Below are 15,868 nucleotides of genomic sequence, written 5' to 3'. Positions count from 1 at the left end.
ATCTCCTTATCGTCCGGGGAAAATGGACATATCAAAGCGTCTGGCTTGCCTTTATACTACCGCGCGGTTGTTTATAAACTGCTCAAACGACAACAGATGGGAAATTCCAGGTGAAGTTCGTAAAGTATTTATTGATCCTTGCAGTGTGTTGCATGTTGTTGGGAGCAGGCTCGATTTATGGTTTGTACAAATACATAGAGCCACAGTTGCCCGATGTGAACACGCTGAAAGATGTGCGTCTGCAAACGCCGATGCAGGTTTACAGCGCTGAGGGCGATTTGATCGCGCAGTACGGTGAAATGCGCCGTATTCCTTTAAAGCTGCAGCAAGTCCCGCCTGAGATGGTGAAAGCGTTTATTGCGACTGAAGATAGCCGTTTTTATGAGCATCATGGCGTCGATCCGGTCGGCATCTTCCGTGCCGCCAGCATTGCGCTGGTGTCGGGCCACGCCTCACAGGGCGCCAGTACCATTACTCAACAGTTAGCGCGTAACTTCTTCCTGAGTCCGGAACGCACGCTGATGCGTAAAATAAAGGAAGCGTTTCTGGCGATTCGTATTGAGCAGCTGCTGAATAAAGATGAAATTCTTGAGCTCTACCTCAATAAAATTTACCTCGGCTATCGCGCCTACGGCGTCGGTGCTGCCTCGCAGGTCTATTTTGGTAAGCCGGTCGATCAGCTGTCGCTGAGTGAAATGGCGATGATTGCCGGTCTGCCGAAAGCGCCTTCGACGTTCAACCCGCTTTACTCGCACAGCCGCGCCTTATCACGTCGCAACGTGGTGCTGGCGCGCATGCTGGATCAGCATTACATCACCCAGCAGCAGTACGACGAGGCGCGTAATACGCCACTGGTGGCGAAGTATCATGGTCCGGAAATCGCCTTCTCCGCCCCTTATCTCAGCGAGATGGTGCGTCAGGAGATGGTGAAACGGTACGGTGAAAATGCCTATACCGACGGTTACAAGGTTTACACCACGGTGACCCGTCGCCTGCAGCAGGCGGCGCAGACCTCGGTGCGCAATAACGTGATGGCTTACGACATGCGTCATGGCTATCGCGGCCCGACCAGCGTGCTGTGGAAAGTTGGCGAACCGGCGTGGGATCAGGCGCGGATCGAGAAAGCGCTGAAGACGCTGCCGGTCTACGGCCCGCTTCAGCCGGCGGTCGTCACCGAAGCACGGAGCGATGAGGCGACCGTGATGATGAAAGATGGCAGCAATGTCTCGCTGACCTTGACGGGCGTTCGCTGGGCCCGTCCTTATAAATCTGACACCGTGCAGGGGCCAACGCCGAAAAGCGTCAGCCAGGTATTACAGCCCGGCCAGCAGATCTGGGTGCGCAAGGTCGACGATGCATGGTGGCTGGGTCAGGTTCCGGATGTGAACTCCGCACTGGTCTCACTCGATCCGAACGACGGCGCAGTGCGTGCGCTGGTCGGCGGGTTCGATTTCAACCAGAGCATGTTTAACCGTGCGACTCAGGCGCTGCGTCAGGTGGGTTCGAACATCAAACCTTTCCTGTATACCGCCGCGATGGATCGTGGCCTGACGCTGGCTTCGATTCTTAATGACGTGCCGATTTCACGCTGGGATGCCGGTGCCGGTGCTGACTGGCGGCCGAAAAACTCCCCGCCAACCTATGATGGCCCGATTCGTCTGCGTCAGGGCTTAGGCCAGTCGAAGAACGTGGTGATGGTACGTGCGATGCGGGCAATGGGCGTCGATTATGCCGCAGAGTATCTGCAGCGTTTCGGCTTCCCGGCGCAAAACATCGTGCATACCGAGTCGCTGGCGCTGGGTGCGGCCTCGTTTACGCCGTTACAGGTGGTTCGCGGCTACTCAGTGATGGCTAACGGCGGATTCCTGGTCGACCCTTACTTCATCACCCGCATCGAGAATGAACAGGGCGGCGTAGTGTTTGAAGAGAAACCGAAAATTGCCTGTCCGCAGTGCAATCTGCCGGTGATCTACGGCGATACCAAAAAAGCGCTGGCACTGAACGAAGAGAGCGTTGAAAACGTGGCGGCATCCGATAAAAACCAGAATCAGGCGGTGCCACAGCCCGAACTGGAGCAGGTGCCCACCCCGCCTGAGCAGGGCAACTATGCGCCGCACGTGATCAACACGCCGCTGACCTTCCTGATCAAGAGCGCGCTGAACTCGAATATCTTCGGCGAGCCAGGCTGGATGGGTACCGGCTGGCGCGCCGGTCGTGATCTCAAGCGTAATGACATCGGCGGTAAAACCGGTACCACCAACAGCTCGAAAGATGCCTGGTTCTCCGGTTACGGTCCGGGCGTGGTGACCTCAGTGTGGATTGGCTTTGACGATGCCCGCCGCAATCTGGGCCGCAGCACGCTGTCAGGCGCGATCCCCGATCAGATTTCAGGCTATGAAGGCGGTGCGAAGAGCGCGCAGCCAGCATGGGATGAATTTATGAAGAGTGCGCTGGATGGCGTGCCGGTGCAGCCGTTAACGCCGCCAGAAGGCATTGTCACGGTGACCATCGATCGCAGTACCGGCAAGCTGGCGAACGGCGGTGGCAACACCCGTCAGGAATACTTCATCGAAGGGACTCAGCCAACCGAATATTCGGTACATGATGTCGGCACCACCATTATGGATAATGGCCAGAGCCACGAACTGTTCTGATGTGCAACGCAGATCACAAAAGGCCGACAGATGTCGGCCTTTTTTTATGCAGAACGTTTTTACTCAGTAGGTCTGACTCAGTAACCCAGACGCCCCTGCTTCACCAGCCATTCGCGCGCCATAAACAGTGCACTGACGTTACGCGCCTCACGGAAATCAGGCTCCTGTAACAGTGACAACATGTCGCTCAGCGGCCAGCGATGCACGATCAGCGGTTCTGGTTCATCCCCTTCCAGCTTTTCGGCATACAGCCCTTCAGCAATCACGATGTTCATTTTGCTGGAAAAGTAGGAGGGTGCCATCGTCAGCTTGCCCAGCGGGGTCAGCTGACCTGCGCCAAAGCCCACTTCTTCTTTAAGTTCGCGGTCGGCGGCCTGATTAACTGACTCACCGGCATCGATCAGCCCTTTGGGAAAGCCCAGTTCATAGCTTTCCAGCCCCACGGCATATTCCTGAATCAGAATAAGATGGTCATCAATGATCGGCACAATCATGACCGCCTCACGTTCTGAGGGTTTCATCCGCTCATAAACGCGCCGCGCACCATTGCTAAAGGCCAGATCGACCGCTTCGATGGTAAACAATCGTGAACGCGCCACGGCTGTTACATTGAGGATGTCAGGTTTTTTTAACGGGTTTTTCATATCAGCCTCAAACTTTACTGCGCCGGCTCTCAGGAACGAATTAGCATACCTAACCGCAGACAATTGTGCGACAGTCAGACCAGGAGGTTGTCGTTACGCCGTTTACGGTTAGCCACTACCCCCTTGTGGTTATCAGCATGAAAAAATTTGCATTAGTCAATACACCCCGATCAGTTTCAGATAATACCGATATTTAATTCAGTCTGAGACGGTTACCATTCGGGCAAGGCAGGGTTTAACAAATGCTAATTTAATGATTTTCAGTACTATTTTTTTGTATGCTTGACTCGTCAGAGTTGTTTAACCCCCCATAATTTGTCTTAAATAATGGGCGTATCCGGGAGCGTAAGTTTAAAGTGAAGACAGCATTTTGGCTGAGTTGAGCAGAGTATGAGCACAATCTTTACGATATTGGCCATAGTGCTAACCTGTTCAATTCTGGCAGGCATTGGGTTTTGGTACGCTATGCGGCATCGTCCGCCGTTGGCGAAACCATTGCCATTTATCAGTCCGCCCTGCCGCAAACTGTCTGATCAGGAGCGTAAGGCGGTCGATAAGTATGTCGCTGCGCTGGAAAAGCAGCCGCGCACTACCGTTACAACGGGCAAACGCGCCGCGCCTGAACGTCTGACCCTGACCGCACAAAGTAATAACGTCTATCCGGTCACCCGTGCGATTACCCGCTACGGCCTGTCGACCGACGATCCCCATAAATGGCGCTACTACCTCGATGAAGTCGAAGTTCATCTGCCGCCGCTGTGGGAGCAGTACATCACCGATGAAAACTACGTTGAACTGATCCGAACCCAATCGATCCCGCTGGTAATCTCCCTAAACGGTCATTCGCTGGTCGATTACGCTGTTGATCAACAAAGCCTGCCGACGCTGATGCGTCCGGTCTCAACCAATGCGTCGATCCGCAAAGCGGAAACCGAGAGCGTTGAGCTGCTTAAGGTGCGTAAAGAGACGCCGGAAGAGTATCGTCTGTCGCGTCCGGATGGCACCCGTGAAGCGGTCATTATCTCGCTCGCCCTGTTGTTATTCTTCTTCAGCCTGCTGGTGCCGGCCACCCTGATGATCTGGCTGGTGCTGGCTGGCGCAGCGATGATCGCCGCCAGCCTGTGGCTGCTCTATCGGGTTCCTGGTGAACGCGGCCTGCGTGATATTCACTGTCTGCGCGGCGCGCCGAAGCGCTGGGGCCTGTTCAGCGAGTCTAATCAGGAACAGAGCAACATCACGCTGGGGATTATCGACCTCGCCTATCCGCCGCACTGGCAACCTTATGTGGCGCACGATCTCGGTCAGGTTACCGATGTGGAAATCTACCTGAACCGTCAGGTGGTGCGTCAGGGCCGGTTCCTTTCGCTGCAGGATGAAGTGAAAAACTTTCCCATCCAGCGCTGGCGTAAAAACGTGGTGCTGGCCTGTGGTTCGCTGGCGGTGCTGGCCCTGCTGGTGACCTGGATCCCGCTCAGCATGCCGATCAAACTCAGCCTGGCCTGGGCTAAAGGCACCGACAGTCTGGAAGTGAGCAGCGTTGATAAGCTCAGCAGCGTGCCGCTGAATATCGGTGATAGCCTCAAGGTCACCGGCACCGGCATGTGTTCGGTGCCTGACAATTATCAGAGCAACCGTAATTACGCCTTTATGCCGTTCGACTGCTCGGCGGTCTACTGGAATAACGCGACGCCTCTGCCGCAGCCGCAGTCGGACATCATCGACAAGGCCGCCGCCCTGCTGGAGACCACGACACGGCAGCTGCACCCGGAAACCAACACCGATCCGAAACTGAACCCGCAGCTGGCCTCCGCGATTCAGAAATCCGGCATGATCCTGCTGGATGACTTCTCCGATCTGGTGATGAAGACGCAGGATTTGTGTAATCAGCCGCAGGATTGCGTGCGGTTAAAGAACGCACTGGTCAATTTAGGCAACGCGAAAGACTGGGAAGCGCTGGTGCGCCGGGCCGACTCGGGTCAGCTGAACGGTATGAATGTGCTGCTGCGTCCGGTCAGTGCCGAGGCGCTGGAAAACCTGGTGAATACCGCCACCTCGACCTTCTTCTTTCGTGAAACCCGGCGCGCAGCGGAAAACCTTAACAGCCCACCGCCAGGCGGTTTCCTGATTGTCAGCGATGAGGGTCGCCAGCTGGTGAATCAGCCTCAGCCGAGCGTTTCCCTGTTTGACCTCGATCCGCCGTCTCAGTGGCGCGAGCTGCAGCGTATGTCCGCTATGCTGCTGCACACGCCGTTCAGCGCCAGCGGCATTATCACCAGCCTGTCGACCGATGCCAACGGCACCCGCCACATCGCGCTGCATAATGAGCCGGATGCGATGGCGCAGTGGCGTTATCTCGGCACCGCCCTGCTGCTGCTGGTGCTGGTTACCTGCGCAGTGATCAACGGTCTGCTGGCGCTGCGCCGCATGCACCGTAATCGTCAGCGGATGACCGATATCCAGCACTATTACGACAAGTGCTTCAACCATAACCTCGGCACTTTGCAGGGTGTGCGCTCGTTATTCTGAGCCCTGCCCTTCTGTGCTACCCTGTCGCCCGGTTTTTTACAGGGTGAGACACCATGATCGTCGACTGGTCTGAGATTGATACCGTACTGCTGGATATGGACGGCACGCTGCTGGATTTGGCGTTTGACCGTCACTTCTGGCTGGAGCATGTGCCTGACATCCTCAGCCAGCAACGCGGCATCACGCCGGATGAGGCGGAACAGATCATCGCGGAAAAGTATCAGGCCGTAGCTCATACGCTAAACTGGTATTGTCTGGATTACTGGGCGCAGGCACTGGCGCTGGATATCCGCACCATGACCTGGGAACTGCGCAGCCGCGTGGCGCTTCGTGCCGATACGCTGCCGTTTCTGCAGGCACTGCGACGCGCAGGCAAGCGCACCATTCTGCTCACCAATGCGCATCCTTACAATCTGGACGTCAAACTGGCGCAGACAGGTTTAGCGCCACACCTTGATTTATTACTTTCTACCCATACCTTTGGGTATCCGAAAGAAGACCAACGTTTATGGCAGGCGGTACAACAGCACACCGGCTATTGCGCACGGCGTACGCTGTTTATCGATGACAGCGAAGTGATTCTGGATGCGGCGAAGTTAGCTGGCATCGGCTGGTGCTTAGGCGTAAGTAATCCCGATTCGGGCCGTCCTGAGCAAATCTTCGAGCGTCACGTCGCGGTGAGCGATTACCAGACGCTGATCTGAGTCAGGAGCAGCAATGAAAGAGAAAAGCAGCGAAGGCGTGCGCCTCGATAAGTGGCTGTGGGCAGCCCGCTTTTATAAAACCCGTGCGCTGGCGCGCGAGATGATTGAAGGCGGCAAGGTGCATTACAACGGTCAGCGCAGCAAACCCGGCAAGCTGGTGGAGCTGAATGCAGAGCTGACACTCCGCCAGGGCAACGATGAACGGACGGTGGTGGTGGTGGAAATCAGTAATCAACGCCGCCCGGCCAGTGAAGCCCAGCAGCTCTATCGGGAAACGGATGCCAGCATCGAAAAACGCGAGAAAGTGGCGCAGGCGCGCAAGATGAATGCCCTGACGATGCCACATCCCGATCGGCGACCTGATAAGAAAGAGCGTCGCGATTTGATGAAGTTTAAATTATCGGGCGATGAGTAGCGCCGTCTTAACTGACGCGTCACCGCCCCGCCCCAACGAGAGAAAAAAATATGTCAGTCCAGGATCAACTGCACCGTTATCTGTTTGAAAATGCCGCGGTACGTGGCGAGCTGGTGAACGTCTCTAACACCTGGCGCGAAACCGTGAAGAACCACGACTATCCGGCCGCGGTGAATACCCTGCTGGGTGAGATGCTGGTGGCAACCAGCCTGCTGACCGCCACGCTGAAGTTTGACGGCGAAATCACCGTGCAGCTGCAGGGTGACGGTCCGTTGTCGCTGGCGGTAATTAACGGCAACAACAATCAGGAGCTGCGCGGCGTGGCGCGGATTAAAGGCGACATTCCGGCCGACAGCACGCTGAAAAGCATGGTCGGCAACGGCTATCTGGTGATCACCATCTCTCCGGAGAAAGGTGAACGCTATCAGGGCGTGGTCGGGCTGGAAGGCGAGACGCTGGCCGAATGCCTGGAAGATTACTTCATGCGCTCAGAGCAGCTGCCGACGCGGCTGTTTATCCGCACTAGCGAGAAAGGCGCAGCCGGTATCCTGCTGCAGGTTATGCCAGCGCAGGAGACGGAGAAAGAAGCGTTCGACCATCTGGCAACGCTGACCGAAACCATCAAAACCGACGAGCTGATCGATCTGCCGGCCAATGAGGTACTGTGGCGTCTCTACCATCAGGAAGAAGCGACCCTCTACGATCCGCAGCCGGTGATCTACAAATGCACCTGCTCGCGTGAGCGCTGTGGCGAAGTCCTGAAAACGCTGCCGCAGGAAGAGGTCGATGAGATCATCGCGGAAGATGGCAAAATCGATATGCACTGTGATTACTGCGGCTCAAACTACGTGTTTGATGCTGTCGATATTGCCGGCATCCGTAGCCATTCGCTGGAAAACAACGACCGTCTGCACTGATTTATCGGGCGGCTTTAGCCGCCCTTTCCCGCCCCGCTCCGCCTATCCCCATAATTTTCTTGAGAAATTATCTTTTTTTACTTTCATAACATCTTCAAAACGTTCGAAACATAGTCTTAACGCGCCCTGAGTCGCATTTTTAGATCACCAGACTTTTTCCCGAAACGCAGAGGAGTAAACTGCGCGCGATCGTGCAGCCGCCCATAATCCAGAGGCAGATGCCTGAACCGGCCTGCTTTTCGGATGCGGCAAGCTGGCGACGGGCTGTTAACCCTCAATGAAGGGTGCCGGGCGGCACGATCCCAACCTATCTCTGCTTTGCAGAACAGACACCGATTTAAGGAGCAGTAAAATGCGCGTTAACGGCCTGACCTCGCAAGACCTTGCCGCTTTGGGCATCGTGGATACCACGGAAGTGGTCTACAACCCTGATTACGACACGCTGTTTCAGGAAGAGACACGCCCGGACCTCGATGGTTTTGCACGTGGCACCCTGACGCAGAGCGGCGCGATTGCCGTGGATACCGGGATTTTTACCGGGCGATCGCCAAAGGATAAGTACATTGTGCGTGACGACACCACGCGCGATACCCTGTGGTGGAACGATCAGGGCACCGGCAAAAACGATAATCAGCCGCTGTCGCAGGAGACCTGGAACGCGCTGAAAGCGTGCGTTACCCGGCAGCTTTCCGGCAAGCGCCTGTTTGTGGTGGATGCCTTCTGCGGGGCCAATGCCGACTCCCGCCTGAGCGTACGCTTCGTCACCGAGGTGGCCTGGCAGGCGCACTTCGTGAAAAACATGTTTATCCAGCCGGATGAGGCGGAGCTGGCCAGCTTTACCCCCGACTTCGTGGTGATGAACGGCGCGAAATGCACCAACCCGGACTGGCAGGCGCAGGGGCTGCATTCAGAGAATTTCGTTGCCTTCAACCTGACCGAGCGGATGCAGTTGATCGGCGGAACCTGGTACGGCGGCGAGATGAAAAAAGGGCTGTTCGCGGTGATGAACTACCTGCTGCCGCTGAAAGGCATTGCTTCTATGCACTGTTCCGCCAACGTCGGCAAAGCGGGCGACGTTGCGGTGTTCTTTGGCCTGTCCGGCACCGGCAAAACCACGCTCTCCACCGATCCACAGCGTCAGCTGATTGGCGATGATGAGCACGGCTGGGATGACGACGGGGTGTTTAACTTCGAGGGTGGCTGCTACGCCAAAACCATCAACCTCTCTGAGCAGGCCGAGCCGGAGATCTACCATGCGATTCGCCGCAATGCGCTGCTGGAGAATGTGGTGGTGCGCGAAGATGGCAGCGTCGATTACGCCGACGGCAGTAAAACCGAAAATACCCGCGTCTCTTACCCGATCGACCATATCGACAACATCGTGCGGCCGGTCTCCAAAGCGGGCCACGCGAAGAAGGTGATCTTCCTGACCGCCGATGCCTTTGGCGTGCTGCCACCGGTCTCCCGCCTGACCCCTGAGCAGACTCAGTATCATTTCCTGTCGGGCTTTACCGCCAAGCTGGCCGGTACCGAGCGCGGTGTGACTGAGCCGACGCCGACCTTCTCTGCCTGCTTCGGCGCGGCGTTCCTGACGCTGCATCCGACGCAGTACGCCGAAGTGCTGGTGAAGCGGATGGAAGCGGCCGGGGCGCAGGCTTATCTGGTTAACACCGGCTGGAACGGCAGCGGCAAACGTATCTCTCTGAAGAACACCCGCGCCATCATCAATGCGATTCTGGCCGGTGAACTGGATGATGCACCGACAGAAACGCTGCCGATTTTTAATCTGCAGATGCCGGTGAGTCTGGGTGAGCTGAATGCCGATACGCTCGATCCGCGTCGCAGCTGGGAAAGCGAGGAGCAGTGGACCGCAGCAGCCGAGGGTCTGGCGCAGCGGTTTATTGATAACTTCGCCAAATATACCGATAACGAAGCCGGTGCGGCGCTGGTCAAAGCCGGTCCGCAACGCTAAAAAAAACCGGCGCGGCACCCTGCCCGCGCCGGTTTTTTTAGCCTGAAACGCTGTTGCTGCTGTTGTTGTGGCTCAGCGCCAGAGTTTCAACTAACGGCAGCCAGGCACGGATCCGTAACCCGCCGCGTTCACTCTCACCAATCTCCAGCGATCCCTGATGCGCATCGATAATACGCTGCACAATCGCCAGCCCCAGCCCGGTACCGCTGGTGCTGCGGGCGCTATCACCGCGCACAAACGGCTGGAACAGATGCGCCAGCTGATCCGGCTTGATGCCCGGACCATCATCTTCCACCTGAAACCAGGCGCGATGCAGTTCCCGTCCGCTACTGACCTTGATCCAGCCATTACCGTACCGCGCCGCGTTAACCACCAGATTCGCCAGCGCGCGTTTGATCGACAGCGGATTGATATCCAGCATCAGCTCTTCCGGCATCACCGCATTTTCAATCTCACGTTCATATCCGCTCTCAGCGGCCACCACCTCGCCCAGCACGCTGTTGAGATCGGCGCGCTCGGTCTGCATCTCCTGACCGGTACGCAGATAGTCGATGAACTGCTCGATGATGGCGTTGCACTCTTCGATATCTTTATTAATCGACTCTGCCAGATAGCCATCCTGCTCGCTCATCATCTCGGTGGCGAGACGGATGCGGGTCAGCGGAGTACGCAAATCGTGGCTGACGCCCGCCATCAGCAGGGTGCGATCGTCGGCCAGTTGCTTCACGCCTGCCGCCATCTGGTTAAAGGCACGGGTGACCGAACGCACCTCCGAGGCGCCATATTCGCGCAGCGGCGGCGGAATAATGCCGCGTCCGACCTGCAAGGCGGCATGCTCCAGATCGACCAGCGGTCGGTTCTGAATGCGAATAAACAGCCAGGCGCCGCCAATCGCCAGCAGCATAATCGCCAGGGTGTAGCGGAACAGCGGCGAAAAATCGCCCTGATGGATTTCGGTCAGCGGCACCCGCACCCAGATGTCAGGTGACAGCCAGGTTTTCAGCCACACTACCGGGGAGTTCTTATTAACTTCAACCCGCACGTCGGTAGGACCGCCAAGCTGCTGGCCCATCTGCTCGCTCAGGAATTCATAGTGCTGCGCCCATCGCAATCCGCTCTCTTCTGCTGCTGCATTGGTATAGAGCGAGATCCCCAGTTCGCGGTAGATTTCCCGGCGAAACGCCGGTGGCACTTCCAGCTGCGTGCCATCTTCCAGCTGCAACCGGTCGGTCATCAGCATACGCACTTCGTAGGCCAGCACCTTATTGAACTGTTGCAGACTGGGAAGAATGGCGAAGTTCAGCACCACCAGGTAGGTCGTTACCAGGCTGACAAACAGCAGGGTAACGATCAACAGCAAGGTGCGGGCAAACGAACTGCGTGGCGAGAAGCGCAGTCGCCTCATGCTTTACTGCCGTCCGGTACAAAGACGTAGCCCAGGCCCCAGACGGTCTGGATATAACGCGGATGCGCCGGGTCCTCTTCCACCATACGACGCAGGCGGGAGATCTGTACGTCGATCGAGCGTTCCATGGCGCTGTATTCGCGGCCACGTGCCAGGTTCATCAGCTTATCGCGCGACAGCGGCTCACGTGGATGGCTGACCAGCGCTTTCAGCACCGCGAACTCGCCGCTGGTGAGTGGCATTGGCTCATCTTCGCGGAACATCTCACGGGTACCGAGGTTGAGCTTGAACTTACCAAAGGCGATGACCGCCTCTTCCTGTGAAGGCGCGCCCGGCAGTTCATTGGCCTGACGACGCAGCACCGCCCGGATACGGGCCAGCAGTTCACGCGGGTTAAACGGTTTCGGGATGTAGTCATCCGCGCCGATTTCCAGCCCGACGATGCGATCCACTTCTTCGCCCTTGGCGGTCACCATAATGATTGGCATCGGGTTGCTCTGGCTGCGCAGACGGCGACAGATCGACAGGCCATCTTCGCCAGGTAACATCAGGTCGAGCACCATCAGATGAAAAGATTCACGGGTTAACAAACGGTCCATCTGCTCGGCGTTAGCAACACTGCGCACCTGAAAGCCCTGCTCGGTGAGATAGCGTTCAAGCAGTGCACGCAGACGCATATCATCATCGACGACCAGAATTTTGTAGTTCTCTTGCATTTTCAACTCCCAAAGGCGCTATTGCCTGAGCCAACATTGTTAAAAAAAGATGCCTTATAGTGACAGTCATTAATGGTTTATATTCTAGCCGAAATTGTTACAAAGCATATTAAACAGCAGCTTATATTTAATTTAACCGCATCAGCACCGGGATATAACCGCTTTTCAGCCTGAATAACAGAATTACGGCAATTCCGAAATATCGCTCTGATTTCTCTTCATCGCTGGCGTCAGAAACGCGCCAGTTTTTATTCAGCCAGCAAATTCAGCAGGTTAACAGAGAATTTGACTTAAACATCAGCCATCATTGTTGATTAGCTCTAGATAATCTACAGCATTGCCGCTTTCGCAGCATAAAATTCCAGCAAACCGTTTATTCCCGCCAGACTTCTCTCGGATTATTTTGACCGACGCCTTTAGCAAGGCCAGTTAAAAATAAAGTTCATTAAATCAATCAGTAAAGCCAACTTTTCGCCCCGGAAAATTTCAACCAGACTGCTCTGGCATCAATTGACGTCTCAACGGGGATAACACAATGAAAAAAACAATTTTACTGCTGAGCGCGCTGGCATTTGGCAGCGTCAGCCCAACTTACGCAGCTATCGCTACAGGTGAAGCGGCGGGCGCTCAGGCGACCACCACTGCACAAGGGAACTCTAATGCCATCGGCGTCGGCGCGGTTGCCGCCCTGCTCGGTGTCGCACTGGCTACCGCCGGTGGCGGCGGTGACGGACACGGCAGCACCTCGACGACCACGGCGACCCACGCCGGAAAATAATTTTTACCCTCTGCTTTATTGGCTTCAGTCACTATCGGCTTCAGAACACGTTTTTGCAGCCACCCTTTTCGCCGCCGGGGAAGTCAACGTGGGTTTTTAGACTTTAAAAACCCGTTCCCCGACTCTTTTTTGCCACGCCCCCTTTGCCTTACACTGACGCTCTTTGATTCTTTCTGGCCAATGCAGCATGAAAACCCGACTGATTACCCGCGAAGGCTTCGATAAGCTGAAAGCAGAACTCGACTACCTGTGGCGTGAAGAGCGACCGGAAGTGACCAAAAAAGTCACCTGGGCTGCCAGCCTCGGCGATCGCAGTGAAAACGCCGATTATCAGTACAACAAAAAGCGCCTGCGTGAAATTGATCGTCGCGTACGTTACCTGACCAAAAGTCTGGAACAGTTGCGCATCGTAGACTATTCGCCGCAGCAGGATGGCAAAGTGTTCTTTGGTGCCTGGGTCGAAATTGAAAACGATGACGGTGACGTTAAGCGCTTTCGCATTGTGGGTTATGATGAGATTTTCGGCCGCAAAGATTACATCTCCATTGACTCGCCGATGGCACGCGCGTTGCTGAAAAAAGAGGTTGGTGATGCCGCTACCGTCGAGACGCCAGCCGGTCCGGCGCTGTGGTATGTCAATGAAATCCGCTATCAGGAAGGGTGATTCAGAATATCGCTGAAAGCCGGCCGCATCTCTGGCAATTTCAACCATCAATCCGTATAACTGTCCGCTATTTCTCAACCCGGAAAGCAAGACAGTCCTGATGATGAAAGTTCTGAGCCAGATAATTGCCAGTGAGCTACAGGCGCGGGCAGAGCAAGTTGATGCCGCCGTTCGCCTGTTAGATGAAGGGAATACCGTGCCGTTTATCGCACGTTATCGTAAAGAGGTCACCGGTGGGCTGGATGATACCCAACTGCGCCAGCTGGAAACCCGCCTCAGCTATCTGCGTGAACTTGAAGAGCGCCGTCAGTCGATTCTGAAGTCGATTGACGAGCAGGGTAAACTCACCGACGACCTTGCTCGCGCCATCAATACCACCCTCAGCAAGACCGAGCTTGAAGATCTCTACCTGCCCTATAAACCGAAACGCCGCACCCGTGGTCAGATCGCGATTGAAGCCGGTCTGGAACCGCTGGCCGACACCTTATGGCAGGATCCGTCCCACTCGCCTGAACAGCTGGCTGAACGCTACGTCGACGCCGATAAAGGCGTGGCTGACGTGCGCGCCGCGCTGGATGGCGCTCGCTATATCCTGATGGAGCGTTTCGCCGAAGACGCCGCCCTGCTGGCGAAAGTGCGTAACTACCTGTGGAAGAATGCCCATCTGGTTTCGCGCGTGGTGGAAGGTAAAGAAGAAGCGGGTGCCAAGTTCCGCGACTATTTTGATCACCATGAAGCGCTGAGCAGCGTGCCGTCACACCGTGCGCTGGCGATGCTGCGTGGCCGTAATGAAGGCGTACTGCAGCTGTCGCTCAACGCCGATCCGCAGTTCGATGAAGCGCCACGTGAAAGCCATGGCGAAACGCTGATTGCCGAGCACCTTAACCTGCGTCTGAATAACGCCCCGGCGGACAGCTGGCGTAAAGCGGTGGTGAGCTGGACCTGGCGCATCAAGGTGATGCTGCATCTGGAAACCGAGCTGATGGGCACGGTACGCGAGCGTGCTGAAGATGAAGCGATCAACGTTTTCGCCCGCAACCTGCACGATCTGCTGATGGCGGCACCGGCTGGCATGCGCGCCACCATGGGCCTCGATCCGGGTCTGCGTACCGGTGTCAAAGTGGCGGTAGTGGATGCGACCGGCAAACTGGTGGCGACCGATACCGTTTATCCACACACCGGCCAGACGGCGAAAGCGGCCGCTGCCGTGGCCGCGCTCTGCATCAAACATCAGGTTGAGCTGGTGGCGATTGGCAACGGTACCGCGTCGCGCGAAACCGAGCGTTTCTTCCTCGATCTGCAACAGCAGTTCCCGCAGGTCACGGCGCAGAAAGTGATTGTCAGCGAAGCCGGCGCCTCGGTGTACTCGGCGTCTGAACTGGCGGCGCTGGAGTTCCCGGATCTTGATGTTTCGCTGCGCGGCGCAGTCTCCATTGCGCGGCGTCTGCAGGATCCGCTGGCGGAGCTGGTGAAGATCGACCCGAAATCGATCGGTGTCGGCCAGTACCAGCATGACGTCAGTCAGAGTCAGCTGGCGAAGAAACTGGATGCGGTGGTGGAAGACTGTGTGAACGCCGTCGGTGTGGATCTGAATACCGCGTCGGTGCCCCTGCTGACCCGCGTTGCCGGTCTGACGCGAATGATGGCGCAGAATATTGTCGGCTGGCGTGATGAGAACGGCCGGTTCCAGAATCGCCAGCAGCTGCTGAAAGTCAGCCGTCTGGGCCCGAAAGCCTTTGAACAGTGTGCCGGCTTCCTGCGCATCAATCATGGCGACAACCCGCTTGATGCCTCGACCGTCCACCCGGAAGCCTATCCGGTGGTGGAGCGGATTCTGGCCGCCACCGAACAGGCGCTGAGCGACCTGATGGGCAACCCTGGTAGCCTGCGTAATCTGCGCGCCCACGATTTCACCGATGAGCGTTTCGGTTTACCGACCGTAACTGACATCATGAAAGAGCTGGAGAAGCCGGGCCGCGACCCGCGTCCTGAATTCAAAACTGCGCAGTTTGCTGAAGGCGTCGAAACGCTGAATGACCTGACGCCGGGCATGATTCTGGAAGGTGCGGTAACCAACGTCACCAACTTCGGCGCATTCGTCGATATCGGAGTGCATCAGGATGGTCTGGTACACATCTCGTCACTCTCCGACCGCTTCGTCGACGATCCTCACCAGGTGGTGAAGGCGGGCGATATCGTCAAAGTGAAGGTGATGGAAGTCGACCTGCCGCGCAAGCGAATTGCCCTGACGATGCGTCTGGATGAGCAGCCCGGTGAAGGCAACGCCCGTGGCGGAGCGAAAAACGCCGCGCCGCGCGACGACAAACGGCCCGCCGGTGGCAAAGGACGTCCTCGTCCGGCCAGCCAGCCAGCCGGTAACAGCGCGATGGGCGATGCGCTGGCCGCCGCATTCGGTAAGAAACGCTAGCTTTTTCAGGGGGGCGCAGCTTGCCCCCCTTTCAATCTCACTCCC

Annotated in this window: 12 protein-coding genes; 9 read left to right on the top strand and 3 right to left on the bottom strand. The window is 56.7% G+C overall.

Annotated elements, in window-relative coordinates:
* Positions 1 to 110: 110 nt before the first annotated feature.
* Positions 111 to 2,654, top strand: a complete 2,544-nt coding sequence (gene mrcA, locus ACLIBF_RS01835; protein ID WP_448309217.1) for a peptidoglycan glycosyltransferase/peptidoglycan DD-transpeptidase MrcA — start codon at positions 111 to 113, stop codon at positions 2,652 to 2,654.
* 77 nt (positions 2,655 to 2,731) lie between these two features.
* Here the strand turns inward: mrcA and nudE are convergent, their stop codons facing one another.
* Positions 2,732 to 3,298: an ADP compounds hydrolase NudE gene (gene nudE / locus ACLIBF_RS01830; protein WP_031375661.1), complete on the bottom strand. Its 567-nt coding sequence runs from the start codon at positions 3,296 to 3,298 to the stop codon at positions 2,732 to 2,734.
* 390 nt (positions 3,299 to 3,688) lie between these two features.
* Here nudE and ACLIBF_RS01825 point away from each other — a divergent pair, with 390 nt between their 5' ends.
* The 5 genes from ACLIBF_RS01825 to pckA all read left to right on the top strand — a co-directional run bounded on the left by ACLIBF_RS01825 (position 3,689) and on the right by pckA (position 9,832).
* Complete coding sequence (locus ACLIBF_RS01825; RefSeq protein ID WP_031375660.1) at positions 3,689 to 5,824, top strand: intracellular growth attenuator family protein; 2,136 nt, start codon at positions 3,689 to 3,691, stop codon at positions 5,822 to 5,824.
* A gap of 53 nt (positions 5,825 to 5,877) precedes the next feature.
* Positions 5,878 to 6,528: a GMP/IMP nucleotidase gene (gene yrfG, locus ACLIBF_RS01820; protein WP_279809626.1), complete on the top strand. Its 651-nt coding sequence runs from the start codon at positions 5,878 to 5,880 to the stop codon at positions 6,526 to 6,528.
* Between the two features lie 13 nt (positions 6,529 to 6,541).
* Complete coding sequence (hslR, locus tag ACLIBF_RS01815) at positions 6,542 to 6,943, top strand: ribosome-associated heat shock protein Hsp15 (protein ID WP_031375658.1); 402 nt, start codon at positions 6,542 to 6,544, stop codon at positions 6,941 to 6,943.
* Positions 6,944 to 6,993: 50 nt separating this feature from the next.
* A complete protein-coding gene (hslO, locus tag ACLIBF_RS01810) occupies positions 6,994 to 7,860 on the top strand; it encodes an Hsp33 family molecular chaperone HslO (RefSeq protein WP_031375657.1) in 867 nt (288 codons plus the stop codon).
* Between the two features lie 352 nt (positions 7,861 to 8,212).
* On the top strand, positions 8,213 to 9,832 hold the full coding sequence (pckA, locus tag ACLIBF_RS01805; protein WP_069729417.1) for a phosphoenolpyruvate carboxykinase (ATP): 1,620 nt from the start codon (positions 8,213 to 8,215) through the stop codon (positions 9,830 to 9,832).
* 37 nt (positions 9,833 to 9,869) lie between these two features.
* Here pckA and envZ read toward each other — a convergent pair whose 3' ends face one another.
* Both envZ and ompR read right to left on the bottom strand, forming a co-directional pair.
* Positions 9,870 to 11,237 carry a two-component system sensor histidine kinase EnvZ gene (gene envZ / locus ACLIBF_RS01800; RefSeq protein ID WP_031375655.1) on the bottom strand — a complete coding sequence of 456 codons (1,368 nt, stop codon included), beginning with the start codon at positions 11,235 to 11,237 and terminating at the stop codon, positions 9,870 to 9,872.
* A complete protein-coding gene (gene ompR / locus ACLIBF_RS01795; RefSeq protein WP_001157751.1) occupies positions 11,234 to 11,953 on the bottom strand; it encodes an osmolarity response regulator transcription factor OmpR in 720 nt (239 codons plus the stop codon). The genes envZ and ompR overlap by 4 nt, the downstream gene beginning before the upstream one ends.
* A gap of 535 nt (positions 11,954 to 12,488) precedes the next feature.
* Between ompR and yjbE the strand changes: the two genes are divergently transcribed.
* From yjbE to ACLIBF_RS01780, 3 genes are all read left to right on the top strand, one after another.
* Entirely contained in the window at positions 12,489 to 12,731 is a 243-nt protein-coding gene (gene yjbE, locus ACLIBF_RS01790; RefSeq protein WP_031375654.1) for an exopolysaccharide production protein YjbE, read from the top strand.
* Between the two features lie 187 nt (positions 12,732 to 12,918).
* Positions 12,919 to 13,395: a transcription elongation factor GreB gene (gene greB, locus ACLIBF_RS01785; protein WP_031375653.1), complete on the top strand. Its 477-nt coding sequence runs from the start codon at positions 12,919 to 12,921 to the stop codon at positions 13,393 to 13,395.
* Positions 13,396 to 13,495: 100 nt separating this feature from the next.
* Positions 13,496 to 15,823 carry a Tex family protein gene (locus tag ACLIBF_RS01780; protein WP_069729418.1) on the top strand — a complete coding sequence of 776 codons (2,328 nt, stop codon included), beginning with the start codon at positions 13,496 to 13,498 and terminating at the stop codon, positions 15,821 to 15,823.
* Positions 15,824 to 15,868: the final 45 nt, after the last annotated feature.

The organism is Pantoea sp. PGP6 (assembly GCF_053474785.1).
This window is presented reverse-complemented; position numbering and strand designations above follow the sequence as displayed.